The following is a 22,733-nucleotide window of genomic DNA, read 5'->3' as shown; positions in this document are numbered from 1 at the left end:
CGGCACTCATACCCATTTACAGGTCTGTGCCTTCTATATTAAACAAATCACGGCGACGCTCTGCCAGCTCCTGCAGGCGCGCCCCATACACTGCCACATTTTTCGGCATATTCAGTTTATGCAGATGGTGTCCGTCAGGCAAAGGCACCTTGCTGGCAGATGCAGGTCCCACACCAATCACCGGATGACGTTCCTCCATCATCTGGATATTATAGATACTTTCCGTACCGGGCTTGGCATAACCGATGTTTGCCAGATGCCCCAACATATAATGCTGGCGGTACAGATAGTAAGGCTCTAACCCTATCGCAGCAGCCATCTCAGCGGCCCGCTGCACCATTTTTTCCGCTGCCTGCGTAGTCAGCACTGCCTGCTCCTGCTTTTGAAAGAGCGGCGCACTGCGCTTCAGCGTAAGCGTATGCACAGTAAGATTCTCCGGCGCCAGCTTCACTGCCTGCTCCAGAGAATATGCAATCTCCTGCTCCGTTTCCTGCGGCAGACCGATAATCAGATCCACATTCACAACAGGAATCCTGCTTTTGCGCACAAGCTCATAGGCATTGTAAAAATCCCTGACGCTATGGCGCCTGCCTATCAGCTGCAGCGTTTTGTCATGGAAGCTTTGCGAATTGACGCTGATGCGGTTCACTCCCGCCGCCTCCATTGCTGCCAATTTAGCCGCACTGAAGCAGTCCGGGCGACCGGCCTCCACCGTAAACTCGCGCAGATACCGCAAGCCTTCGCAGTTGCTTTGCAGCATTCTTCGTTCCACTGCCTGCAGCAAACGTGCAAATACTTTATCACTCAGGCTCGTGGGCGTACCGCCGCCGATATAAAGTGATTTTACACGCAAGCTATGCATACCTATTAATTGTACCACATTTTGCAGGTCTTGTTCAATCATATTTACAAAGTTTTGCTGAGATTCTTCGTCCTGCGGCACAATTCCCGCCGGGAACGAGCAATAGCTGCAGCGCGAAGGACAATACGGCACGCCGATATAAATACCGGTATCCGTAAGGCGCGTACTGTCGCTGAGGATGTGCTTCTGCTTCAGAGCAATATCCGTAAGCAGCCTTCCCTGCGCCATTGGCAGCAAATAATTTTCGCTCAGATATTCCGGCAAGGCCGCAGCATCCACACCGCTGTCCAGCAGCTTATGCGCCAGCTTCGTCGGGCGCACGCCTGTGAGAATCCCCCAGGGCAGCTTAGGCTGCAGGCCGGTAAGCTCGGCAAAAACCTTCAGCACGACAAGCTTCACGCAACGCGTTACCTCGCCGCTCGCCGCAGCTTCGCTGCAAGGCTCGCTAGCTGTAAAGCTTTGCTCCGCACCTTGCAGGCAGGCGCTGACGCAGCCGTGCCCGCGCACAAGCGTCAGCGTCAGCGCGGCAGACGGCGCCGGCTGATAGCCAAAAAATGCGGCCATGTCGCTCACAGGCCGCGTAACATCCAGCTCCAATGTATTACGTAAGCAAAAAAACATTTAATTCTCCCGTCCTTCACCGGCATGCCACAGCTGCTTGTACAGCACTCTGTAGATTGCTGCTACCGGCACGGCAAAAACCATACCGAGAATACCGAACAGCTTAGCACCGATGAGCAGGCTGATAATCAAAACTACAGGATGCAAATCAATCTTTTGACCCATGAGCTTAGGCATAATAAAATTGGCATCCAGCTGATAATATACCAGATAAAAAAGCGCTACATGGAAGGCAGCCTCCGGCGCCTGACCGTATGCGATAAACACGGCAGGCACAGCGCCCATCAGTGGTCCTACTACCGGTACCGTTTCGGCAAGGATGGCCCAAAAGCCGAGCACCAGTGGAAAGTCTATACCCAAAAAGGCCGTGCCGATGGTAATAACGAAGCCGGAAATCAGGCTCAGCTTGCCCATACCGCGCACATAGGCGCTCATGGTTCTGCCGATTTCGTCCACAACCTCCGCCGCCTTCTCCTGCGCGTCGTAGTTGAACAGATTAATCACCATCAAGCGCAGCTCACGCCAGTCCTTAAGAAAATAAAAGGCAAGGAAGGGCACGATAATCAGGCCTATCAAGCTCTGCACAATCCCCAGACTGGACTGCACAAGATTACGCAGCACCGTTCCTACAAAGCCCATCGCCCAGTTCAGCAGACCGTTGACCAGCATATTGAAATCGGACGGCAAGAGCGGAATGGTAGACGGGTCCTTAAGCATGCTGTCCAAATCCTGGATATTGGATTTGGCGGCCAATGCCGGCAGCTTTTGCAGGAACTCGTTCATCTGCCCGAAGAGCGGCAGAATGATGAAGCCGATAATCATAACAATAAAGATACAAAAGGCCAGCAATGCCAGGATAATCGCCACTACGCGCGACAGCTTAATCATGCCGTGCGCCATGCGCACCTGCGCGATAGCATTAACCAGCGGATAAAGTGCGAAGGCCAGGCCTACTGCCAGCAGCAACGGCAGCAGGAAGCCCGCCATTAAATATAAAACATAAGAGATTGCCGTAACAACACCCAGCTTAAAGAAGGTGCTTTTACGTATTTGAGGCCAATATTTCAGCATGATGTTTTATTGCAGGAAAGGATTCCTGCGACGCTCCCAGCCCACGGTAGTAGTAGGTCCGTGGCCCGGCAGCAGCTTAACGTCATCATCAAGCACCATCAGCTTTGTTTTGATGGACTGGATGAGTGCGCGATAGCTGCCTCCCGGCAAATCGGTGCGTCCGATAGATTCGCAGAAAATAGTATCACCGGCAAAAACTACCTTGCCCGGCGCGTAGTAATAGCAGAAGCCGCCTTTGGTATGTCCCGGCGTAGCAAAGGCTTCAAACTTCATGCCTGCCAGCTCCAGCACATCACCGTCATGTACAAGGTGGTCCGCAGGCTCATTTTTCAATTCTTCACCGATAAAGAAGGACAAGTTTCTGTTCGGCTGTGTCAGGCAGTCGGCATCATCCTCGCCGATATATACCGGCGCACCTGTAGCCTTGCGCAGCTCTGCCAACGCACCGATGTGGTCGCTGTGGCCGTGAGTCAGCACAATAGCGACAACCTTGGCTTTGGCCTGCTCAATCATTCGCATAATGGTCGGGCAATCTCCGCCCGGATCGAAAATAACTCCTTCACCGATAGCTTCGTTTACGGCAAAGTAACAGTTGGTAGCAAGCATACCTGCTTCAACATGATAAATCTTCATTCTTCAACCTCCGTTGATAAATCTATGCACAATATAATTATAACAGCTTCGTGCTGTCCAGCAAAATAGTTACCGGACCGTTGTTCACCAGCTCTACCAGCATATGCGCACGAAAGATGCCTGTTTCTACCGGCAATCCTGCCTTGCGGCAGCCGTCGACAAAGCGCTCATAGTAAGCGTTGGCCACATCGGACGCTGCAGCAGCCGTAAAGGACGGACGCTTGCCGTGGCGGCAGTCACCGCACAGAGTAAACTGAGAAACCGCCAGAATCGCACCGCCTACATCCTTCACCGACAGGTTCATCTTGCCTGCCTCATCCTCAAAAATGCGCATGCCGCACACCTTGTCGATAATATAGGCCAGATCCTTATCGGTATCGCCCTCGGCCACACCCAAAAGCACCAGAAGGCCCTTCTGTACCTCGCCGGTAATCTTTTCATCTACAGTAACACTGGCGCGGTCTACACGCTGCACAACTGCTCTCATTTCTTCTTGCCTCCGCTGCCGTTCGCCGTAGAAATCAGGCGTTCAACAGAATAAACACCCTTCATGCGGCGGATACGGTTCATAAAATATTCCAGCTGCTCCAGGCTCATGATATCAAGTCCCATGTGCATGGTAGCAATTTTATTTTTATCTGTATGACATGCAAGCGAGAAAATATTAATCTTCGTTTCGCTCGTCACATTCATAATATCGCTCATCAGTCCAGTTCTGTCTATGGACGTAATCACGATATTAACCTTATAGACATCATCAATGCCTACATCCCAGGCAACCTCAATTAAGCGACGCTGCTCCTCGGGATTATTGGTCAGAATATTGGGGCAGTCCGCACGGTGTACGGAAATGCCGCTGCCACGCGTAATATAGCCGATAACCGGGTCGCCGGGAATCGGGTTGCAGCAGCGCGCCAGCTTAACCATGATGCCTTCCTCGCCCTTAACGAGGATGCCGTGGCTGGCCTTAGCCTTAGATTTACGCGGCTTCAGCTCTGCCAGTACCTGCGCCAGGTCCTTAGTCGTTTCCAGCTTCTGCTCTTTTTTATAGATTTCCACCAGCTTGGACATAACAGTGTTCAGTGTAACACCGCCGTAGCCCAGTGTTGCCAGCAGATTTTCATCCGTATCGATGCGGATTTTGCTGCCTGCTTCCTTCAGTTTTTCTGGAGACATCAGCACCTTAGGCTCGTATCCGAGGCGTTTAACCTCACGCTCCAGCATTTCACGGCCCTTGACGATATTTTCCTCACGGCGCTCCTTCTTGAACCAGCTTTTGATTTTGTTGCGTGTATCGGAAGAGCCTACGACATTAATCCAGTCACGGCTCGGGCCGTTGGACTGCTTGGAGGTGATAACCTCTACGATATCGCCGTTCTTCAGCTGGTAGTCAAGCGGTACGATGCGTCCGTTGACCTTGGCACCTACGCAGCGGTTGCCTACATCCGTATGGATGCGGTAAGCGAAGTCAATCGGCACACTGCCAACAGGTAGGTCGATAACATCACCTCGCGGCGTAAAGACAAAGACCTCATCGGCGAAGATATCCATCTTGACCGTGTTGACAAAGTCACGCGAATCATTCATATCCTTGTGCCATTCCAGCAGCTGACGCAGCCAGCTCAGCTTGGCATCAAAGCCCTTGTCACCGCCGGCAGACGGCTTGCTGCCGCCGCTTTCCTTATAGCGCCAGTGCGCAGCGATACCGTATTCGCTGATGCGGTGCATCTCAAAGGTACGGATTTGGATTTCCAGCGGCTGACCGCCATTAGAAAGCACAGTCGTATGCAAGGACTGATACATATTGGATTTCGGCACCGCTACATAGTCCTTGAAGCGGCCCGGAATAGGACGCCACATGCTGTGTACGATACCCAGCGTGCCATAGCAGTCCTTCACGGTGTCTACCAGCACACGGATAGCCAGCAGATCATAAATTTCGCTCAGCTGCTTATGGTCACGCAGCATTTTCTTATGAATGCTGTAAAAGTTTTTCGGTCTGCCCTGAATTTCGCAGCGGATACCGGCCTTCTCGACAGCGTCCTTCAACGTTGTCATAGCCTCGTTAATCATATCCTCGCGCTCACGGCGTTTAATTTTTACCTGCTCTACCAGGTCGTAATAAATATCCGGCTCCATATAACGGAAGGCCAGATCCTCCAGCTCCCATTTAATGGTATAGATACCAAGACGATGTGCCAACGGCGCATAAATCTCCAATGTTTCCCGGGAAATAGACTGCTGCTTATGCACCGGCATATACTTCATCGTGCGCATATTATGCAGACGGTCAGCCAGCTTAATCAGTACAACGCGGATATCGCGTGCCATCGCCAAAAACATTTTGCGGTAGTTTTCAATCTGGCGGTCTTCCTTGGAAATATATTCGATTTTACCCAGCTTGGTAACACCGTCTACCAGGTTTGCTACCACGGTGCCGAACTGCTCTTTGATATAGTCCAGCTTATAATCCGTATCCTCTACTACATCATGCAGAAAGGCAGCAGCCAATGTTTTGTCATCCATCTGCAATCCCACAAGGATGCTGACAACGCCAATCGGATGGATGATGTACGGTTCACCGGATTTACGTGTCTGCGCAGCGTGTGCCTTGGCTGCCAGCTCATAGGCCTTACGGACAAAAGCTACCTGCTCCGGCGTAAGATATTCTTCTATACGCGCAAACAATTCATCTATATCAGTAATATTAGTTATTGCGTTTGTTGAGGGCATTCTCCCCACTCCCATCTGCACTTCATCAGCAGCGCAACAGCTCGTGCTGACTCAGGCGGTAATTTTCTTTATAAATGTGCTCCAAACGCTCTCTTTCCTGCTGCAGGGTTACATATAGGGGTGCATCCTCCAGCGAGCAGCGTTTAATAGCAGCTTTTTCTATTATACCATTATTATAGCGGATAAAGCCAAGCTCTTCCATAATTTTTACAGCTTGTTCACTTATTTGTTCCGCATGAGCAGACAAAAGCTCTTCGACGCTCACAGTTGTCCGCATTTTAAGTGCATTCATCACCAGCTTATAGGCCTGCATCATCGCATCCCTGTCCGGATGCGTCAAAGCCAGTCGCTGCAAGCGCTCCTGCAAATCCGGCTGATTAAAGAGCAGCGTTACATGTTTTGCTCCCTGCTGCCGCAATCTGCGCATAATATCCGCCAGCGGATAAGCAGGCAAATCCAACAGCACTATTTCTTCGGCCTGCTGCAGCCTTTCCTTGCTCATCCCGGCAGCCTCCTCATAAGAAGCCAGCTCCAGATAATCCCCCGCAGTCTGCAGCACCTCGGCGGGCAGCGACTGCTTATCTTCGGTATAAGCAAGCACCTTGTTATGCACCTTGGCCAAGCCCAGCAGCAGACGCCATTTATCATCGGCAGCCTGACGCATATCCCCCAGCGTCACCTGCTGATGAATGCTTACGGCCTGCAGCTGCACGCTCGTTTCGTTATTCCAGACATTTATTTTCGGCTGAAAGGCAACATCAGCCACCATATTTTCAAACATATACGGCAGTAAATCCGCATTGTTCCACATCAGACCGCGATAGGAATTATAGCCCTTATCCAGCACAAACTGCAAATGATTGCGCTCCTTACCCATAGCGCGCTGATTGTGCAGCAGCGCCTGACGGAAGGCAAATACAGGTGCCTGATTTTCGCAGCCGCAGGGCTCCAGCAGTGCCAGCTGCTCCAAATCCCTGATACTGATTTCACTGCTGCCGCTCAAAACACAGTCAATCGCCTGATGCGGCAGATAATCCTCCGGACGCAGCTTTTGCGCAACGTATTCGCGGAAGCGACGCGTAAATTCCGGCAGCTTATCTGCCGGCAGCGTGAGACCCGCAGCCTGATGGTGACCGCCGTACTGCGTCAGCAAATCACGTTCGGCATCTATTGCTTCGTAAAGATTGAGCGCCGGAATACTGCGGCAGCTGCCCTTGGCAACGCCGTTGTTCAGGCTTATCAGAATCGTCGGCAGGTGGTACTTGTCTACCAGGCGCGATGCTACGATACCGATAACGCCCTGATGCCAGCCCTCGGAAGCAAGCACGATTGCCGTATCTATATGCTTTTCCTGCGCCAGCTGTGCTTCTGCCTCTTCCATAATCTGACGGCTGATTTCCTGCCGCAGTGTGTTTTCACGGTTAAGCTCGGCGGCAATTCTCTCCGCCTTTACGCTGTCGTCGGTTACCAAAAGCTCCACCGCCAGCTGCGCATGCTCCAGCCTGCCCACAGCGTTCAGGCGCGGTGCCAGACCAAAGCCGATGTTATCGGAAGCAATGCCCGTTTCCGGACAGCCGCTGGCCTTAATCAAAGCACGCAATCCCACCAGCTTCGTTGTTTCCATAGCCTTCAGGCCACGGCGCACCAGCTCGCGGTTTTCGCCAACCAGCGGCACAATATCCGCCACCGTTCCAAGCGCCGCCAGCTCTGTAAGTTCCTGCCACTCCGGCAGCCTGCCCGGCTCGCGCTGCTCCAGCGCCTGACACAGCTTGAAGGCAATACCTACACCGCTCAAATCCTTAAACGGATAGCCGCAGTCACGCTGCTTGGCGTTGATAATTGCGTAGGCAGGAGGCAGAACCTCCGGCACCGTATGGTGGTCCGTAATAATAATATCCAGAGATTTCGGTGCATTGGCTACCTCGCGCAGACCGCTAATGCCGCAGTCCACGGTAATAACCAGTGTCGTACCCTTCTCCGCAATATTTTTCAATGCTTCGTCATTAAGGCCGTAGCCCTCGCTTTTACGCTGCGGAATGTAGGTGGCAACCCTGCCGCCGCGCTGCTTCAGATACAGGTACAGCAAGGAGGAGGCACTGATTCCGTCCACATCATAGTCGCCGTAAACCGTAATCTGCTCGCCTGCCGCCAAGGCCCGCTCTATACGCTCAACCGAGTGCTGCATATCCTTCAGCAAAAACGGATCATGAAAGGGTGTAGCACTGCCGTAAAGAAAATCACGCATTGAAGCTGCATCCTGCAGACCGCGCTCCAGCAAAATACCGGTGACCATCGGCGAAATATTCAGCTCCTCCGCCAAATAGTCAGCCATCTGACTGTTATATTCTTTTATATCCCAAATTCGTTCCTTGTGCATCATTGGCGGCTACCGCTCTCGGCAGCAGTCTTTTCTGCAGCCGGCTCAGCCTGCTTGGCAGCATCTGCCTGTGCCGCCTCGTTGTGCAACAGCTGGGTGTGCTGCAGCATGGCAACGCGCTCCTGCAGGCGTTTGTTTTCTGCCTGCAACTGCTGCATTTCCTCACGCATTTTTTTATCCTTCAGATAATGCTTGGCCTTCATTGTCAGCAAGAAGCAGGTGGCAACCAGCACGCCCATTAAAAACGCACCGAGTATTACCAGCACCAGTGAAGCGCTGAAGCTCCAGAAAACAAAGTTCAAGGACACTGCTACCGCATTCTGCACGGCAAACAATGCTACTATCATACAAATAATTATAACTAAGATTAAAAACGGCATTCAGCTCAACTCCTTTAGTATAAATTTTAATATATTATAACTGTTATAATTCTGCCAGCACACAAAAAAATCCTGCTTATGAAGCAGGATTTTTAGTGTATACATACTCATTTAAGGCCTGGTTGTATCTTGTCTGCAAAGACTGAGCGCAGACTGTTATTTTTCCCTCAGCTTCTCCAGGATAAAGGCTGTCACACGGCTCTGCTTGTCAACCTCCAGCGCAAAACGCAGCGGCTGCTCCTTATCATCCTGCCAAAAATATTCGTAGGTCGTATTATCGGCAGCATAAACAACCGCATCAGGCAGGCCGTACTGCCCCACAGCTCGGCCGGCACTGTCACCGATGCTTACGCCACGCATTGTAATATACTTGGGATCGACTACGCGGATTGCCTCCACAGCCTTTTTTTTGCGGGCAACACTGATTACGGCACCCTCAAATGTATAGTTTATCTGCTTACGCTTTTTATCTACTTTCTCCTGCTTGACGGCACCTAAGCGCTTCTCGGCCTCCTGCTCGTCAAACTGCTGTCCGAGTGCTGCATAGCCAAGAGCAAAATCCTCCTGCGTCAGCTCGTCCCTGCTTCCGGCAACGGTATAGGGCGCGTAGATAAAACCGTCCACACCGTCCGATTCGGCCTCCAGCCAGTCACCGCTTTGGCGGATAACACGCAGCAGTGAATGATGCGGCAGCACCTTCAAAACACTGCCGTCCTCGGCGGCGCTGCGGAAGTTAATATCATCCTCTTCCAGCACAACAAAGCTGCCCTTGTCATATCCTTTGATTTTTTCACCCGTATAAAACGCTTCCTGCTTCTCGGCAGCAGCACACAGCTGCATTCCCACTGCCAATAAAAGTGTCAGACCAATTGTTTTGAGCAATCTCATTGCCACTGCATCTCCTAACTAAATTCCGTAAGCGGCATGTGCCAGCTCCTGCACAGCCTTGACAGTATATTGCGAAGTACTGTATAAATAATTGTCATGCAGGCTTTGTACGCGGCCGTTTTTTACAGCCTTAATGCTTTTATAGGCCGGATTTTGTAAAATGCGCTGACGGAATTGCTCCGGGTCGCCTTTTTTACTGTAATCCCAGCTCGGAGTGATAATCAGCTCCGGATTAAGCTCCAGCATTTTTTCCTCCGACAGGTTCCCCTGATACGGAATATCCATGCCGTCCAGCGCGTTATGTACGCCTGCATAATAGCACAGGCCGCTGAAGGTGCCCCTCATGCCCAGCGGTCCGGTAAAGGACAGCGCCAGCACATTAAGCGGCTTATCACCTGCAGCCTGCAGCGCCTGCTTGCGCACAGCCTCCAGCTGCGCTTCCATGTTTTTTGCCATCTCCTCGCCCTTAGCTTCTTCACCTACGGCAGAGCCGATTTCCTTGATAAACTTGAAGATATCCTGCACATTGTTCGGCGTATGGCACACATAAACCTTGAGTCCCGCGCTGCGCAGTCCCTGAATCGGCTCCACGGTATAATCCGGGATGATAACAAGATCAGGCTGCATGGCCAGCACGCTTTCCAGATTGCTTCCTTGCGCTCTGCCCTTGACGGATTTGACCTTGTCACCGGCACTGCAGATACCGGAATCGTCAGCCAGCAGCGACAAGGCTGCCAAGCGCTTACTGTCAACCATATCCAGCAAAATTTCATCGGCAGATACGTTCAGGCTCACAATGCGCTGCGGCTTTTCGCTGAAGCTCAGCTTGGTGCCTGTTGCATCCGTCACCGTGTACAAAATCTTACCGCTGTCGGCGGTATTCTTTTCCTGCGGTCCGCAGCCGGCAAGCAGCAGACACAGCATCAGGCAAACTAAGAACAGAATTTTTTTCATAATATACCTCACCCAAAAATAATATTTGTTTCTATCTGTTACTTATTATACAAAAAAGGTGGAAAATATGCAAATTCACAGGCTGCTTGCAGCTGACTACTGCATTTTAACGCTGTAAAAAAGCACCTGCCATCCCCGCATATTCGTGTAAAGCCATACAGGTAACGTCAAAGGCCTGCAGCTGCGGCACCAGCCAGCGCGGGTTAAACTTACCCTGCGGGTTGAGTGTATAATCACAGGGATAGGCGGCAACCTTAACGCCCTGCTCACCTAAATAACGCTCAAAGAACTGCATGCTGCGAGGCATATGCAGCGCACTTGTCAGCAGCAGCACGTTTTTATAGCCACGTTCATGGCAGAGCGCAGCAGTATAGGCAGCATTTTCCTTCGTTGTTCTGGCCTGCGTTTCGACGATAATCTGCTCCTGCGGCAGCCCCAGCTGCAGCAGAATACGCTCGGCGACAAGCGCCTCGCTCACGCCGTCGCTGAATACCTGCCCGCCGCTGATGATCACCGGCAGCGAATGCTGCTTTGCCAGACGCGCTGCCGTCAGCAGGCGCGCCGCTCCGGCCGACATCAGGCCGCCGCGCTCAGTACCGTCCGGTGCGGAACCGACGCTGCCGCCGCCCAGAACAACTATAACCTGCGCAGAAGCAGGCTGCTGCTGGCTGTAACGGTTCTCCAACGGCTGCCCCAACAGCTTGGCTCCCAATAAGGTAGAGCTGAAATATAACAGCAGCGTCAAAACAGCGCTTAAGCTGAACGTAAAACGGCCGAAGCGCTTGCGCTGCCGCCATAAATAAACACTCAAGATTATTCCCAGCAGCACAAACAAACCCGGAGGCAGCAAAAAGGCTGCGATAAATTTCAAAATATAAATCATTCCAGTTCTCCTTAACAACACCAATAAAAGCAAAAGCTTCTCTTGCGATATCACCTATTATTGTAGCTTTTTCAGCCGCCAAAAACAAGAAAAATAGCCTGCGGCATTCGTTTTTCCGAATGCACACAGGCTATAGTTTTAATTTTAATCTCTGCCGGGTTTCAGCTTACGCAGCATCATCCATAACGGACCTGCGAGGAAGGTGGAGGTATAAGCACCACTGGAGAAGCCTACCAGCATAGCAAAGGAGAAGTTGCGGATAGTTTCACCGCCCCAGATAAAGATAGCTACAACAGCAAACAGAGAGGTACCTACAGTATAGATACTGCGTCCCATGGTCTGCCAGATGCTATTGTCTACCATTTCCGTCATGCTTTCGCTACGGCGATGGATTTTCAGGTTTTCACGGATACGGTCGAAGATAACGATGGTACCGTTGACAGAATAACCTATAACCGTCAGCAAAGCTGCAACGAAGGAGGAATCAAGCTCCATATGGAACAGGGAGAAATAGCTCAGAGTTACCAGTACGTCGATAATCAAAGCGACAATAGCTGCCAGAGCAAAGCGGAATTCAAAGCGGATGGTGATATAAGCAATCATCAGGAACCAGGAAAGCACAATCGCCATAACAGCCTGTTGAATCAGCTCGCTGCCGACGGTAGCACCAACGTTTTCAACACGCTGGATAGCAAAGTCACCAACCTTGCTCTTCAGGTCGGTCATTACCTGCTGACGCTGCTCGTCGCTGATAACGCCGGTACGAATCAGCACGCCCTTAGAGCTCTTGGCATTGCTGTCGCTGCTTTCCAGCTGGATAATAGCATTGCCCAGATCCTTTTCTTTAAGCACCTCACGTACCTGAGAAACGGTAACAGGATTTTTGAATTCCAAATCCATGATACTGCCGCCGGTAAAGTCAATGCCCAGGTTAAAGCCCTTGAAAAGCATGGAGCCGATACCGATAATCAGGAAGGTGATGGTAATAGCGAAGAAAATTTTATAACGCTTAACGATAGAGAACTTCATTATTTAGCCACCTCCTCTTTTGCTTTCGGTGCTTTTGCACCAAACAGGAAGGGACTCTTGGTGATGTTACTGTAAATCAAAAAGCGCAGCAGGAATTTGGTAACGGTTACTGCGGTAAACATACTCAGCAAGGTACCAAGTGCCAGGGTAACAGCAAAGCCCTTGATAGGACCGGTGCCCAGGTAGAACAGTACGGCTGCAGCCATGATAGTAGTAAGGTTGGAGTCAAGGATGGTTACGATAGCGCGGCCAAAGCCGGAATCCATCGCACTGCGCAGAGTTTTGCCGCGCTTAACCTCTTCCTTGAAGCGTTCGAAAATCAGTACGTTAGCGTCAACCGCCATGCCGACAGACAGGATAATACCTGCGATACCGGGCAGTGTCAGTGTTGCACCCAGATAACGCATTACCAGCAGCAGCAGCATTACGTACAGCAGCAGAGCAATGTCCGCAACTACACCTGCCAGACGGTAGAACAGAAGCATAAATACAAATACGCCGATGATACCGATGCTGAAGGCCTTAACACTCTTGTCTTTGGAATCCTGACCGAGGGTAGGACCAACGGTACGGTTTTCCATAACTTCGATTTTAACCGGCAGACTGCCGCTGCGCAGCAGGATTGCCAGATGCTCGGCTTCCTCAACGTTACGGGAGCCAGAAATCTGTGCATGACCGCCGGTGATAGCTTCCTGTACTACAGGAGCTGTCAGTACCTGGCCGTCAAGCTCGATAGCGATTTTTTTGCCTACATTGCGGGCAGTAAGGTCAGCAAATTTTTTGCCGCCCTCATCATTAAATTCCAGGCCTACTACAGCCTGATTGCCTTGGGAAACCTGTGCCTTAGCGTCCTTCAGGTCACTGCCTGTGAGAACAACCTTGCCGCTTTCATCCTTGAACTGCAGCATAGCGGTACGGCCCAGCATAGCAATAGCTTTTTCAGGGTCCTTTACGCCCGGCAGCTCAACAATAATACGATCCTTGCCCTGACGCTGAATAACAGGCTCGGTCAGGCCCAACTCATTTACACGACGCTCAATAACCTTTACACTGCGGTTGACAGCGTCATCGTCAACCTTAAGTTCCGGCGTATCCACAGCCTGTAAAACTACATGAGTACCACCTTGCAGATCCAAGCCCTGTTTAATGGAATTAGCCAGAGGCGAGATGTATACGCAGAAACCGCCGATAATCGCCAAAGCGACAATCAGAAATTTCCCGAATTCATTCCAACGCAAAATAACTTCCTCCTTAAGATTTTTTTGGATTAACTGGATTTAATTTATAAGCTAAGCGGACTGAGAGTGGTAATCCCGCTTTCACTTGCTAAAAGCTGTACAAGCACGTCAAATTCATCCCGCGGCAGACTCGGCTGAATAAAAGCATCGTAAGCGATGCCCATGAGCAATGCGTTTTCCGCCTGCGGCAGAAAACGGTCGTAATAGCCCGCGCCCATCCCCAGTCTGCTGCCGTCGCGGCCGAAGGCCACTCCTGGCACCAGTACAAGGTCAAGCTGCTGCGGCTGCAGCAGCTTCGCCGGTTGGCGGACGCTGCGGATGCCGTAACGGTCAAGCTCAAAGTCCAGCATGTTTTCCAGCTGAACAGGAGCCATCTCCGTTGCCGACTGCACAAGAGGCACGGCAACAGTCTTGCCGTCGCACAAGGCCTGCTGCAAAACCAGGTCTACAGACAGCTCATTGCCAAAAGCCAAATAGCCCATGATGCAGTTCGCTTTGCGATATGCATCACAGGCCAGTATCTGACGGGCAGTCAGCAGGCTGCCGGAGGCAGCCTGCTCTGCGGTCAATTGTGACCGCAGCCTTTTAAAATACTTGCGCAGCTCAACTTTTTCTTCTGCAATCACCATCAGGCATTTTTAGCGGGGTTTTGGAAGCCGCTGACAGCGTTGCGTGCCATTTCGATTACTACGCCTTCGGCAATCTCTACCTTAACGCGTTTTTCGGAAATAGCAGTAATCTTACCATAGATACCGCCTATGGTAATGATTTCGTCGCCTTCCTTAAGGCTATTTAACAAATCCTGTCTTTTCTGCTGCTCTCTTTTTTGGGGTTTCCACAGCATGAAATAGAATATGCCGCCCATTAAAACAAAGGGCCAGAGAGAATTGAGCAAAGCCATTGTATCTCCACCTTGCATATTGAACACCTCCACATTTTATCACTTCCCGCAAATTCGGACATATTTGCAGGTTCCTCTTGCAAACCTTTTAGTATGCAATAGTTTGGTTTATTTATACCACTTCTATATATTCTCTGTAAATCGGAAAAATCCTTGTTATCAACGATAATTTTCTAAGAATCTTTCGCGGAATTCAGGGAAGCAGTCATTAGCGATTGCCTCACGGATTTCCTTGGCAAAATGCAGCAGGAAATGCAGATTGTGAATAGACAAGAGTCTCAGACCGAAAATCTCCTCTGCTTTGAACAGATGACGGATATAAGCACGGCTGAAGTTGCGGCAGGCATAGCAGTCGCAGCCTTCCTCAATCGGACGGAAATCCTCTGCGTAGGTTGCGTTGCGTACTACCAGACGGCCGGTATGCGTCATAGCGGTACCGTTTCTGGCAACACGTGTCGGGAATACACAGTCAAACATATCAACGCCCAGGTTTACTGCCTCTACAATGCAGTCGGCAGTGCCTACGCCCATCAGATAGCGTGCCTTATCCTTCGGCATCAGCTCGGTGGTTTGCGAAAGGATATCGTACATCATCGGCTTAGGCTCGCCTACGGACAGACCGCCAATACCGTAGCCAGCGAAGTCAAGCTCCGTCAGCTGCTGCACGCTCATGCGGCGCAGCTCAGGATACATACCGCCCTGCACGATACCGAACATGGACTGGTCCTCTCGCATATGCGTTTCTAGGCAGCGCTTAGCCCAGCGAGTAGTACGCTCGGTAGAACGCTTGGCGTAATCAAAATCTGCGGGATACGGAATGCATTCGTCAAAGGCCATCGCGATATCAGCGCCCAGTGCCTCCTGCACCTGAGTAGAAACCTCCGGGGAGAGGAACTGCTTGCTGCCGTCGATATGCGAGCGGAACATTACGCCCTCTTCGGTGATTTTGCGCATAGCGCCCAGGCTGAATACCTGGAAGCCGCCGCTGTCGGTAAGCATACCGCGTTTATAGTTCATAAACTTATGCAGACCGCCTGCCTTGCGCACCAGTTCGTGACCGGGACGCAAAAACAGATGATAGGTATTCGACAAAATAACCTGGCTGCCCATATCGTACAGCTCTTCCGGTGCCAGAGTTTTTACCGTTGCCTGTGTGCCGACAGGCATAAACATCGGAGTTTCAAAGGTACCATGCGGCGTATGCAAGCGGCCAAGACGCGCACCGCTGCGCGGACATTCTTTAATTAGTTCGTAGGTTACTGCGTGTTTAGTCATATGCATCTCCTAAAAATATTTATCAGCGCCTTCGGCTTTGCGACGAAGGCAAAAAATCTTATTTATTGAGGTCTGTAATAAACATGGCATCGCCAAAGGAGAAGAAGCGATATTTTTCTTCAACCGCCTTCTTGTAGGTCTGCAGCATAATCTCACGGGTAGACAGAGTGCTTACCAGCATCAGCAGTGTGCTCTGCGGCAGATGGAAGTTGGTTACGAGGTCATCCACCAGACGGAATTTGTAACCGGGGTAGATGAAGATATTCGTCCAGCTGCTGCCGGCGTGCAGCTGACCGTCAGCGCCCGCAGCCTCCAGGGTGCGTACTGCCGTAGTACCTACTGCGATGATGCGGCGTCCTTCAGCCTTCGCCTTATTAACAGCATCCGCAGCCTCCTGCGATACCGTGTAGAACTCCTTATGCATCTTGTGGTCTTCAATCTTCGCCTCGCTTACGGGACGGAAGGTACCAAGGCCTACATGCAGAGTTACAAAAACCTCTTCGCAGCCGATTTCCTTGATTTTCTGCAGCAGCTCTTTGGTAAAGTGCAGGCCTGCAGTCGGAGCGGCAGCACTGCCGCGCTCACGGTTATAAACAGTCTGGTAGCGCTCCTTATCCTCCAGCGGTGCCGTGATATACGGCGGCAGAGGAGTTTCACCCAGACGGTCAAGAATTTCTTCGAAGATACCGTCATACTTAAAGCGTACTACGCGTCCGCCGAAGTCGGTGTGCTCGATAACCTCGCAGCTTAATTCATCGCTGAAGTTAATCTTGGCACCAACCTGCAGCTTTTTGCCGGGGCGTACCAGAACCTCCCAGTCGGTTGCATCTCTACGGGTCAGCAGGAATACCTCGACATGGGCGCCGGTATCCTTCGTGCCGTGCAGACGCGCGGGAATAACACGGGTATCATTAAACACCAGCACATCGCCGGGCTTAAGATAATTTACCAGATCATAAAAATGCTTATGCTCAATTTCACCGGTCTTTTTGTCAACAACCAGCAGGCGCGAATGATCGCGCGGCTCCATAGGATGCTGAGCAATAAGCTCCTGTGGAAGCTCATAATCAAAATCAGTTACTAACATGCAAAATTCTCTCTTTTCTTATATATTACAGGACACATAGCTTCCTGCTAACGAACAAGCTGAATTCCGGGATAATAGTGTGCCAGAATCGTTTTATAGGTAGCCTTGGCATCGGCGTTAGCCATACCGCGCGCACCCCAGGCACTCAAACCGAGGCCGGAGCCTTTGCCCTTGCCGCGGAAAATAATTTTCTCTTCCTTACCGCCGCTCAATAAATGGTAGCTGCGCACTAAATTTTTCCAGACGGGCTTTTTCGACTCATTGACCTTAATGCCTATATCCTTGCTGCCTATTTCCATACCGTAATGATCTTCGATAGGCACCTTGAGCGTTTCCGGTACCGGTGTACCGGTTTCGATATCAAATAAGGTGCTGTTAAGGCCTAACAGGTCCTGCAGCTCGCTGCCGCTGATTTTGACAGCGCCGGCCTCACCTGAAAGGATAATATATTTTACCCGTCCCGTGGGCGTTCTGTCAACACCTGCATCATCGAGCGGTGACAGACGTATGCTCGTCAGCTTGCCGGTGGTATAACCGCGCTGCGCTGCCAGGCTTTCCAGAAGCACCGGAGCAATGCGACTTTCCCAGGTATATTCCGGGCTGTCGCTGTCGTAATCCTCTACCGACTGCAGATAGCTTACGGCAGTACCGCGCAGATTCAGCGCGCTTTCGGTTCTGCCGCCGCTGCTTGAAGTAGTGACAGCCTCTATCGCATTACCGTAAGCATCAGCAAGATACTGTCCCTTCGTCGCCTGAATCAGCTTCGTCACAGCATCCTTTTCAATACGCTTGCCGGTGCCTCCGTAAGGCAGCTCCCTGTCGGTCGCAAGTAAAGCATAGGCCTTATCGCTGTGCTGCATTTTATATAAAGCGTAGCTGCGGGCAGCAACCGCCTGCGCCTTGATAACCTCATCAGGCCATACGGACATCGTTTTGGCCGGCAGCACGCTCGCCAGATAATCCTCCAGCGGCAGTCTGTTGACTACTAAAAGCTTATCGCCCTGCTCGGCCTGCAGTTGAAAATCCCCTTTATAACTGCGTTTATTGATTTGCGGTGACTTTTTGCCTGCCGCCGCAGCAACAACAGCTTCATTACCAAATACATTGTTATCATCAAAGAAAAGCTTTCCCTGCTGCGCATGGATGAAATATTTTCCCTTGGGCATCGTTGTCGTTTTGCCCGATGAATCACGCACTGTGAATTCATCCTCACAGCTCAGCTCTGCCGTTGCCTGCCCCACAACAATTCCTATGCGGATTTGCTCGGCGGCAACTGCAGCAGAGGCAAATATAAAAGTAAATAACAGTACAGACAGTATCAGTAATTTTCTAAGCATATACTTTTCCTCGATTTTCGCACAACCCTTCCGTCTGCTCGCTTCGCTCGCAGCCACCTTCCCTTTCAGGGAAGATATCATGGGCTATCATAAAGATTCCAGTTGGCAATTACTTCGGACTTCTATATGCTCCCTGCAAGGGAGCTGTCAAAATCACTGACGTGATTTTGACTGAGGGTTATTTTACCCTAATTATCTGTTCACCATTTTAATATTTTTGCTTACAACCACAAACTTATCCTTCGTTGCTTCCGCCTTAGGCTTTTTGCGGATTTCGTAGCGGTCACGCTCGCTGAAGACACAGCCGCAGTACTGCTGGCGATACAGCCCCAGCTCCAGGCTGATATCCACACCGCGCTGATAGCCGACGCGGAAGTCCTCATAATAGAACGGAATACCGAACTCCGCCGCTGCTGCCTCTGCCTCTTTTTTAATCAGCTCATGCTTTTGGTACGGACTGACAAGCAGCGTAGTAGAAAAAGCATCATAGCCGTTTTCTTTGGCAAACTGCGCCGCATAGCGCAGACGCATACGGTAGCAGAAGGCACAGCGCACGGTAGGCTCTGACAGCATACCGCGGATGCATTCCTCGATAGGATAGCTTTTGTCGATAATAAGATTGTAGCGTTTCTTCTCACAAAACTCCCGCAGGGTGCTCAGCCTGTGCTTGAACTCCCTGTACGGATGAATGTTAGGATTAAAAAACAAAATATCAAAATCCGTTCCCGCCGCCGTCAGCTGCTCCGTAGGGTAGCAGGCACAGGGACCGCAGCAGGCATGTAATAATAATTTCATTTTTCCTCCTGAGCAGCTTGGCTGCTTTACTGATTTTCGGGAAACGGCATTCCCAGATATCTATAGGTTTCGCGTGTTGCCATACGTCCGCGCGAGGTGCGGTTCAGCATTCCCTGCTGCATCAGATACGGCTCGATTACATCCTCAATGGTTGAGGACTCCTCGCTCACGGCTGCGGCAATCGTTTCAATGCCAACAGGGCCGCCGCCGAAGGTTTTGACGATGGTCGTCAAAATTTTGCGGTCGTTGCGGTCGAAGCCGTAGCGGTCAACCTCCAGCTTGGCCAGCGCTTCGTCTGCCAGCTGACTGTTGATGACCTCCACACCCAGCACCTGAGCGAAATCGCGCACACGCTTCAGCAGACGGTTCGCAATACGCGGGGTACCTCTGCTGCGGCGGGCAATTTCCATAGCGCCTTCCTTGTCAATTTTTACATTAAGGATTTCCGCTGCACGCGTAATAATGAACTGCAGCTCCTCCGGCTTGTAAAACTCCAGGCAGCACTGCACGCCGAAGCGGTCACGCAAAGGTGCTGCTATCGCACCCAAGCGCGTGGTAGCGCCGATAAGCGTAAAATGCGGCAGGTCCAGACGCACGCTGCGCGCCGCAGGACCCTTGCCGATAATAATATCTAAGGCAAAATCCTCCATAGCGGAATACAGGATTTCCTCTACCGTCTTGGACAGGCGGTGGATTTCGTCAATAAACAGTACATCATTGTCGCCAAGGTTAGTCAGAATTGCTGCCAAATCTCCCTGACGTTCAATCGCCGGTCCGCTGGTAACGCGGATGTTGACATTAAGCTCATTGGCAATAATGTTGGCCAGCGTAGTTTTGCCCAAACCCGGAGGCCCAAACAGCAGCACATGGTCAAGCGCTTCGTGGCGGGCAGCGGCAGCCTTAATGAAAATAGACAGATTATCCTTGACCTGCGTCTGACCTATATATTCATTTAACAGACGCGGACGCAGGCTGTACTGCCAGCCATCTGCTTCCTGTTCCGCCCCGGCAATAATTCTATCATCAAATTCCATAAGTTCCTCCTAGTAAGCCTTGTGCAGCCTACTGCTGCAGGCTCAAATACCGCCAGACTATTTATCTGCGGGAAATTACTTCATCATCAGCCTTAAGGCCTGCTTCAATATTTCCTCGCTCGTCTTGGTTTCTGCGCCTTCGATTTTCTTGATTACTGGCATAATCTCGCTGTTGCTGTAGCCCAAGGAAGCAAGCGCTTCGATTGCCTCCGCTACAGCGCCGCTGCCTCCGGCAGCTACTGCTTCGCCGAAGCTGTCGCCGCTTTCGGCGGCCACGGGGCCGACCTTGTCCTTCAATTCCAGCAGCAGACGCTCCGCCGTCTTTTTACCGATACCGGGCAGCTTGGTGAGCACCTTGATATCACGGCTCTGCACCGCCAGATAAAAAGCATCAGGCTTGACTGCGGATAAAATACCCAAGGCCATCTTGGGACCTACGCCGCTGATAGTCAGCAGCAGCTCAAACAGATCATAATATTCCTGGCTCAAAAAGCCATAAAGAACAATGGCGTCCTCACGCACTGCAGTGTGAATATGCAGGCGCACAGCAGCGCCAGGCGTCAGCTGCGCCAGCTGTGCTGCCGGCATGAAAACACGGTAGCCTACACCGCCTGCAGTTTCGATTATGCAGTTATCTATGCCAAGGCTATCAACAGTGCCCTTCAATGAACCTATCATTTATCTGCCCTCCTGCCATCTGCGCGTAGACGCAGTATTGATGCCGCAGATTGCCGCTGCCAATGCATCGGCAGTATCATCCGGTTTAATTTTTTCGCGGATATTGAGCAGATGCATCACCATATAGATAACCTGCTCCTTCGTTGCACTGCCTGTGCCTACTACCGACAGTTTAATCTGCATCGGCGTAAATTCCATCACCGGCAGTCCCTTGTTGGCCGCAGCCAAAAGCACAACGCCGCGCGCCTGTCCTACAGGAATCGCAGTAGTAACGTTGCGGTTGAAAAACAGCTTTTCGATACTCAGCAGATCCGGCTTGAAGTGGTCAATGATATCCGAAATATCATCGTAAATCTTCTTCAGCCTCAGCTCCGGCAGCATATCCTTATCCGTCAGCACCGAGCCGTAAAAAACGGGGCGCAGACGGTTGCCTGTCATATCTACCAAGCCATAACCGCAGATGGCGGTACCGGGGTCAATTCCTAAAACCAGCATAAAAAACCTCTCAAAAAACAGAAAGCAGACATCAACTGCCTGCTTTCCTTTCTGCAACTATGCTTCGTGCACATTGCAGTTACTTCGTAATAATAATATTATTCCTCGTCGTCTTCCGGCAAGTCAGCGTTGGTGTAAACGTCTTGTACATCATCGCAATCATCCAATGCGTCCAGCATCTTCTGAACCTTTTCAGCGTCCTCACCGGACAGCTCAGCCATAGTATCGGGAACCATGGTGATTTCGGACATTGCAACTTCAATATTGTTATCAGCCAAAGCTTTTTCTACATCGTCATAAGCAGCCGGATCGGTGATAATTTCGAAGCCGTCTTCGCTGCTCTTGATATCCTCAGCACCTGCATCCAGAGCGATCATCATCAGATCGTCCTCGCTCACACCGGTCTCGGCGCTTACTGCGAAGATACCTTTTTGTTTAAACATGTAGCTTACGCAGCCGCTGGCACCCAGGTTGCCGCCGTGCTTAGAAAATACGTGACGTACATCGGCAGCGGTACGGTTACGGTTATCGGTCAGGCAGCTGACCATCATAGCAACGCCTGCAGGACCGTAGCCTTCATAGGTAATCTCTTCGAAGCTTTGGCCTTCCAGAGCACCTGCACCCTTTTGGATTGCACGTTGAATGTTGTCTTTAGGGATATTGTTAGCCTTAGCTTTGGACAGAGCCAGCTTCAGCTTCATGTTACCGGTAGGATCTGCACCGCCCATACGAACGGCAATAGTGATTTCACGGCTGATTTTAGTAGTGATTTTGCCGCGCAGAGCGTCAGCCTTGCCTTTTTTATGTTTAATGTTCGCCCATTTAGAATGTCCTGACATTGTAAATTCCTCCAAACTTTCTCTTTGCCATATTTATTTAAGCATTTACCATAATATTTTACCACGCCGGCTGTGTTTTTTCAACAGCAAACGCCGACAGATAGCTTTATTTTGCAAAAACATCCTTAATACTGTCATAATGCAAAAATATTCCCTGTTGCGCCAGCTCCTGAATCTCCTCCAAGGTCGCCAGCTTGTATTCCAGTGCCTCATTAGAGCGGATTTTTACCTGCTCCGGTGCAAAGGGCAGCGTAAAAAGATAGCAGTCGACGAAATAATTATCACCCTCGCCCGGATTCTCACGGTGATAGGTCAGCGCCGGTCCGCCTGTGCAGGCCGAAACATCCAGGCCGGTTTCCTCCCACACCTCACGGTTCACAGCCTCGCGTGAGCTTTCGCCAGCCTGTACCGCACCGCCGGGAACCTCCCACCAGCCGGCAGCCCAGGCCTTCGTCAGCACGCGTCTGGTAATCAGAAAGCGTCCGTCTGTGTTGCGCACAACGCCAAGCACCGTCAGATGATATTCCCCGTCTTGCAGTATCCAGTCATTTTTCTTCATCGTCCGTCCGGTAAGACGGCGTTCACTGTCATAAATATCCCATTGCTCCATGATAAATTCCCCC

The 22,733-nt window shown here is 51.1% G+C and carries 23 protein-coding genes; all 23 read right to left on the bottom strand.

The window, feature by feature from the left end:
• Positions 1–16: 16 nt before the first annotated feature.
• The 23 genes from hemZ to RDW05_RS02415 all read right to left on the bottom strand — a co-directional run bounded on the left by hemZ (position 17) and on the right by RDW05_RS02415 (position 22,720).
• The gene (gene hemZ / locus RDW05_RS02525) at positions 17–1,483 is read right to left on the bottom strand and encodes a coproporphyrinogen dehydrogenase HemZ (protein ID WP_307977732.1); all 1,467 of its coding nucleotides are present in this window, start codon (positions 1,481–1,483) and stop codon (positions 17–19) included.
• On the bottom strand, positions 1,484–2,554 hold the full coding sequence (locus RDW05_RS02520; RefSeq protein ID WP_293809795.1) for an AI-2E family transporter: 1,071 nt from the start codon (positions 2,552–2,554) through the stop codon (positions 1,484–1,486).
• 6 nt (positions 2,555–2,560) lie between these two features.
• Complete coding sequence (locus tag RDW05_RS02515) at positions 2,561–3,187, bottom strand: MBL fold metallo-hydrolase (RefSeq protein WP_307977731.1); 627 nt, start codon at positions 3,185–3,187, stop codon at positions 2,561–2,563.
• A gap of 37 nt (positions 3,188–3,224) precedes the next feature.
• Entirely contained in the window at positions 3,225–3,674 is a 450-nt protein-coding gene (dtd, locus tag RDW05_RS02510; protein WP_307977730.1) for a D-aminoacyl-tRNA deacylase, read from the bottom strand.
• Positions 3,671–5,920, bottom strand: a complete 2,250-nt coding sequence (locus RDW05_RS02505; protein WP_307977729.1) for a bifunctional (p)ppGpp synthetase/guanosine-3',5'-bis(diphosphate) 3'-pyrophosphohydrolase — start codon at positions 5,918–5,920, stop codon at positions 3,671–3,673. Before RDW05_RS02505 ends, dtd begins: the two co-directional genes overlap by 4 nt.
• A gap of 25 nt (positions 5,921–5,945) precedes the next feature.
• Positions 5,946–8,300: a single-stranded-DNA-specific exonuclease RecJ gene (recJ, locus tag RDW05_RS02500; RefSeq protein WP_307977728.1), complete on the bottom strand. Its 2,355-nt coding sequence runs from the start codon at positions 8,298–8,300 to the stop codon at positions 5,946–5,948.
• Complete coding sequence (locus RDW05_RS02495) at positions 8,297–8,644, bottom strand: LapA family protein (RefSeq protein WP_307977727.1); 348 nt, start codon at positions 8,642–8,644, stop codon at positions 8,297–8,299. Before RDW05_RS02495 ends, recJ begins: the two co-directional genes overlap by 4 nt.
• A 189-nt stretch (positions 8,645–8,833) precedes the next feature.
• Positions 8,834–9,565, bottom strand: coding sequence for a hypothetical protein (locus tag RDW05_RS02490; RefSeq protein ID WP_307977726.1), 732 nt, complete (start codon positions 9,563–9,565; stop codon positions 8,834–8,836).
• A gap of 18 nt (positions 9,566–9,583) precedes the next feature.
• The gene (locus tag RDW05_RS02485; protein ID WP_304103211.1) at positions 9,584–10,519 is read right to left on the bottom strand and encodes an ABC transporter substrate-binding protein; all 936 of its coding nucleotides are present in this window, start codon (positions 10,517–10,519) and stop codon (positions 9,584–9,586) included.
• Positions 10,520–10,625: 106 nt separating this feature from the next.
• Entirely contained in the window at positions 10,626–11,402 is a 777-nt protein-coding gene (locus RDW05_RS02480) for a YdcF family protein (protein WP_307977725.1), read from the bottom strand.
• Positions 11,403–11,546: 144 nt separating this feature from the next.
• Positions 11,547–12,431, bottom strand: coding sequence for a protein translocase subunit SecF (gene secF / locus RDW05_RS02475; protein ID WP_307977724.1), 885 nt, complete (start codon positions 12,429–12,431; stop codon positions 11,547–11,549).
• Positions 12,431–13,669 (bottom strand): protein translocase subunit SecD, encoded by a 1,239-nt coding sequence (gene secD / locus RDW05_RS02470; protein ID WP_293721622.1) that lies wholly within the window; start codon positions 13,667–13,669, stop codon positions 12,431–12,433. The genes secF and secD overlap by 1 nt, the downstream gene beginning before the upstream one ends.
• Positions 13,670–13,713: 44 nt before the next feature.
• Complete coding sequence (locus RDW05_RS02465) at positions 13,714–14,298, bottom strand: 5-formyltetrahydrofolate cyclo-ligase (protein WP_307977723.1); 585 nt, start codon at positions 14,296–14,298, stop codon at positions 13,714–13,716.
• Positions 14,298–14,570, bottom strand: a complete 273-nt coding sequence (yajC, locus tag RDW05_RS02460) for a preprotein translocase subunit YajC (RefSeq protein WP_307977722.1) — start codon at positions 14,568–14,570, stop codon at positions 14,298–14,300. The genes RDW05_RS02465 and yajC overlap by 1 nt, the downstream gene beginning before the upstream one ends.
• 159 nt (positions 14,571–14,729) lie before the next feature.
• Positions 14,730–15,845 carry a tRNA guanosine(34) transglycosylase Tgt gene (tgt, locus tag RDW05_RS02455; RefSeq protein ID WP_307977721.1) on the bottom strand — a complete coding sequence of 372 codons (1,116 nt, stop codon included), beginning with the start codon at positions 15,843–15,845 and terminating at the stop codon, positions 14,730–14,732.
• A 58-nt stretch (positions 15,846–15,903) separates the two neighbouring features.
• A complete protein-coding gene (gene queA, locus RDW05_RS02450; RefSeq protein ID WP_021721032.1) occupies positions 15,904–16,932 on the bottom strand; it encodes a tRNA preQ1(34) S-adenosylmethionine ribosyltransferase-isomerase QueA in 1,029 nt (342 codons plus the stop codon).
• Positions 16,933–16,979: 47 nt separating this feature from the next.
• Positions 16,980–18,269, bottom strand: coding sequence for a SpoIID/LytB domain-containing protein (locus tag RDW05_RS02445; protein ID WP_307977720.1), 1,290 nt, complete (start codon positions 18,267–18,269; stop codon positions 16,980–16,982).
• A gap of 192 nt (positions 18,270–18,461) precedes the next feature.
• Positions 18,462–19,064 (bottom strand): epoxyqueuosine reductase QueH, encoded by a 603-nt coding sequence (locus RDW05_RS02440; protein ID WP_307977719.1) that lies wholly within the window; start codon positions 19,062–19,064, stop codon positions 18,462–18,464.
• A 26-nt stretch (positions 19,065–19,090) separates the two neighbouring features.
• Positions 19,091–20,098, bottom strand: a complete 1,008-nt coding sequence (ruvB, locus tag RDW05_RS02435; RefSeq protein WP_307977718.1) for a Holliday junction branch migration DNA helicase RuvB — start codon at positions 20,096–20,098, stop codon at positions 19,091–19,093.
• 75 nt (positions 20,099–20,173) lie between these two features.
• Positions 20,174–20,776, bottom strand: coding sequence for a Holliday junction branch migration protein RuvA (gene ruvA, locus RDW05_RS02430; protein WP_307977717.1), 603 nt, complete (start codon positions 20,774–20,776; stop codon positions 20,174–20,176).
• Positions 20,777–21,271 (bottom strand): crossover junction endodeoxyribonuclease RuvC, encoded by a 495-nt coding sequence (gene ruvC, locus RDW05_RS02425; RefSeq protein WP_021720245.1) that lies wholly within the window; start codon positions 21,269–21,271, stop codon positions 20,777–20,779.
• A 98-nt stretch (positions 21,272–21,369) separates the two neighbouring features.
• A complete protein-coding gene (locus tag RDW05_RS02420) occupies positions 21,370–22,110 on the bottom strand; it encodes a YebC/PmpR family DNA-binding transcriptional regulator (protein ID WP_009146253.1) in 741 nt (246 codons plus the stop codon).
• A gap of 106 nt (positions 22,111–22,216) precedes the next feature.
• The gene (locus tag RDW05_RS02415; RefSeq protein ID WP_307977716.1) at positions 22,217–22,720 is read right to left on the bottom strand and encodes an NUDIX hydrolase; all 504 of its coding nucleotides are present in this window, start codon (positions 22,718–22,720) and stop codon (positions 22,217–22,219) included.
• Between the last annotated feature and the right edge of the window lie 13 nt (positions 22,721–22,733).

The organism is uncultured Phascolarctobacterium sp. (assembly GCF_902463975.1).
Classification (GTDB): Bacteria; Bacillota; Negativicutes; order Acidaminococcales; family Acidaminococcaceae; genus Phascolarctobacterium_A.
The sequence above is the reverse complement of the archived record's forward strand: the minus strand, read 5'-3'. Positions and strand labels throughout refer to the sequence as shown.

Coding starts and splice junctions, on each gene's coding strand:
- hemZ (WP_307977732.1), bottom strand. CDS start 1,483: ATGTTTTTTTGCTTACGTAATACATTGGAGCTGGATGTTACGCGGCCT.
- RDW05_RS02520 (WP_293809795.1), bottom strand. CDS start 2,554: ATGCTGAAATATTGGCCTCAAATACGTAAAAGCACCTTCTTTAAGCTG.
- RDW05_RS02515 (WP_307977731.1), bottom strand. CDS start 3,187: ATGAAGATTTATCATGTTGAAGCAGGTATGCTTGCTACCAACTGTTAC.
- dtd (WP_307977730.1), bottom strand. CDS start 3,674: ATGAGAGCAGTTGTGCAGCGTGTAGACCGCGCCAGTGTTACTGTAGAT.
- RDW05_RS02505 (WP_307977729.1), bottom strand. CDS start 5,920: ATGCCCTCAACAAACGCAATAACTAATATTACTGATATAGATGAATTG.
- recJ (WP_307977728.1), bottom strand. CDS start 8,300: ATGATGCACAAGGAACGAATTTGGGATATAAAAGAATATAACAGTCAG.
- RDW05_RS02495 (WP_307977727.1), bottom strand. CDS start 8,644: ATGATAGTAGCATTGTTTGCCGTGCAGAATGCGGTAGCAGTGTCCTTG.
- RDW05_RS02490 (WP_307977726.1), bottom strand. CDS start 9,565: ATGAGATTGCTCAAAACAATTGGTCTGACACTTTTATTGGCAGTGGGA.
- RDW05_RS02485 (WP_304103211.1), bottom strand. CDS start 10,519: ATGAAAAAAATTCTGTTCTTAGTTTGCCTGATGCTGTGTCTGCTGCTT.
- RDW05_RS02480 (WP_307977725.1), bottom strand. CDS start 11,402: ATGATTTATATTTTGAAATTTATCGCAGCCTTTTTGCTGCCTCCGGGT.
- secF (WP_307977724.1), bottom strand. CDS start 12,431: ATGAAGTTCTCTATCGTTAAGCGTTATAAAATTTTCTTCGCTATTACC.
- RDW05_RS02465 (WP_307977723.1), bottom strand. CDS start 14,298: ATGGTGATTGCAGAAGAAAAAGTTGAGCTGCGCAAGTATTTTAAAAGG.
- yajC (WP_307977722.1), bottom strand. CDS start 14,570: ATGGCTTTGCTCAATTCTCTCTGGCCCTTTGTTTTAATGGGCGGCATA.
- tgt (WP_307977721.1), bottom strand. CDS start 15,845: ATGACTAAACACGCAGTAACCTACGAACTAATTAAAGAATGTCCGCGC.
- queA (WP_021721032.1), bottom strand. CDS start 16,932: ATGTTAGTAACTGATTTTGATTATGAGCTTCCACAGGAGCTTATTGCT.
- RDW05_RS02445 (WP_307977720.1), bottom strand. CDS start 18,269: ATGCTTAGAAAATTACTGATACTGTCTGTACTGTTATTTACTTTTATA.
- RDW05_RS02440 (WP_307977719.1), bottom strand. CDS start 19,064: ATGAAATTATTATTACATGCCTGCTGCGGTCCCTGTGCCTGCTACCCT.
- ruvB (WP_307977718.1), bottom strand. CDS start 20,098: ATGGAATTTGATGATAGAATTATTGCCGGGGCGGAACAGGAAGCAGAT.
- ruvA (WP_307977717.1), bottom strand. CDS start 20,776: ATGATAGGTTCATTGAAGGGCACTGTTGATAGCCTTGGCATAGATAAC.
- ruvC (WP_021720245.1), bottom strand. CDS start 21,271: ATGCTGGTTTTAGGAATTGACCCCGGTACCGCCATCTGCGGTTATGGC.
- RDW05_RS02420 (WP_009146253.1), bottom strand. CDS start 22,110: ATGTCAGGACATTCTAAATGGGCGAACATTAAACATAAAAAAGGCAAG.
- RDW05_RS02415 (WP_307977716.1), bottom strand. CDS start 22,720: ATGGAGCAATGGGATATTTATGACAGTGAACGCCGTCTTACCGGACGG.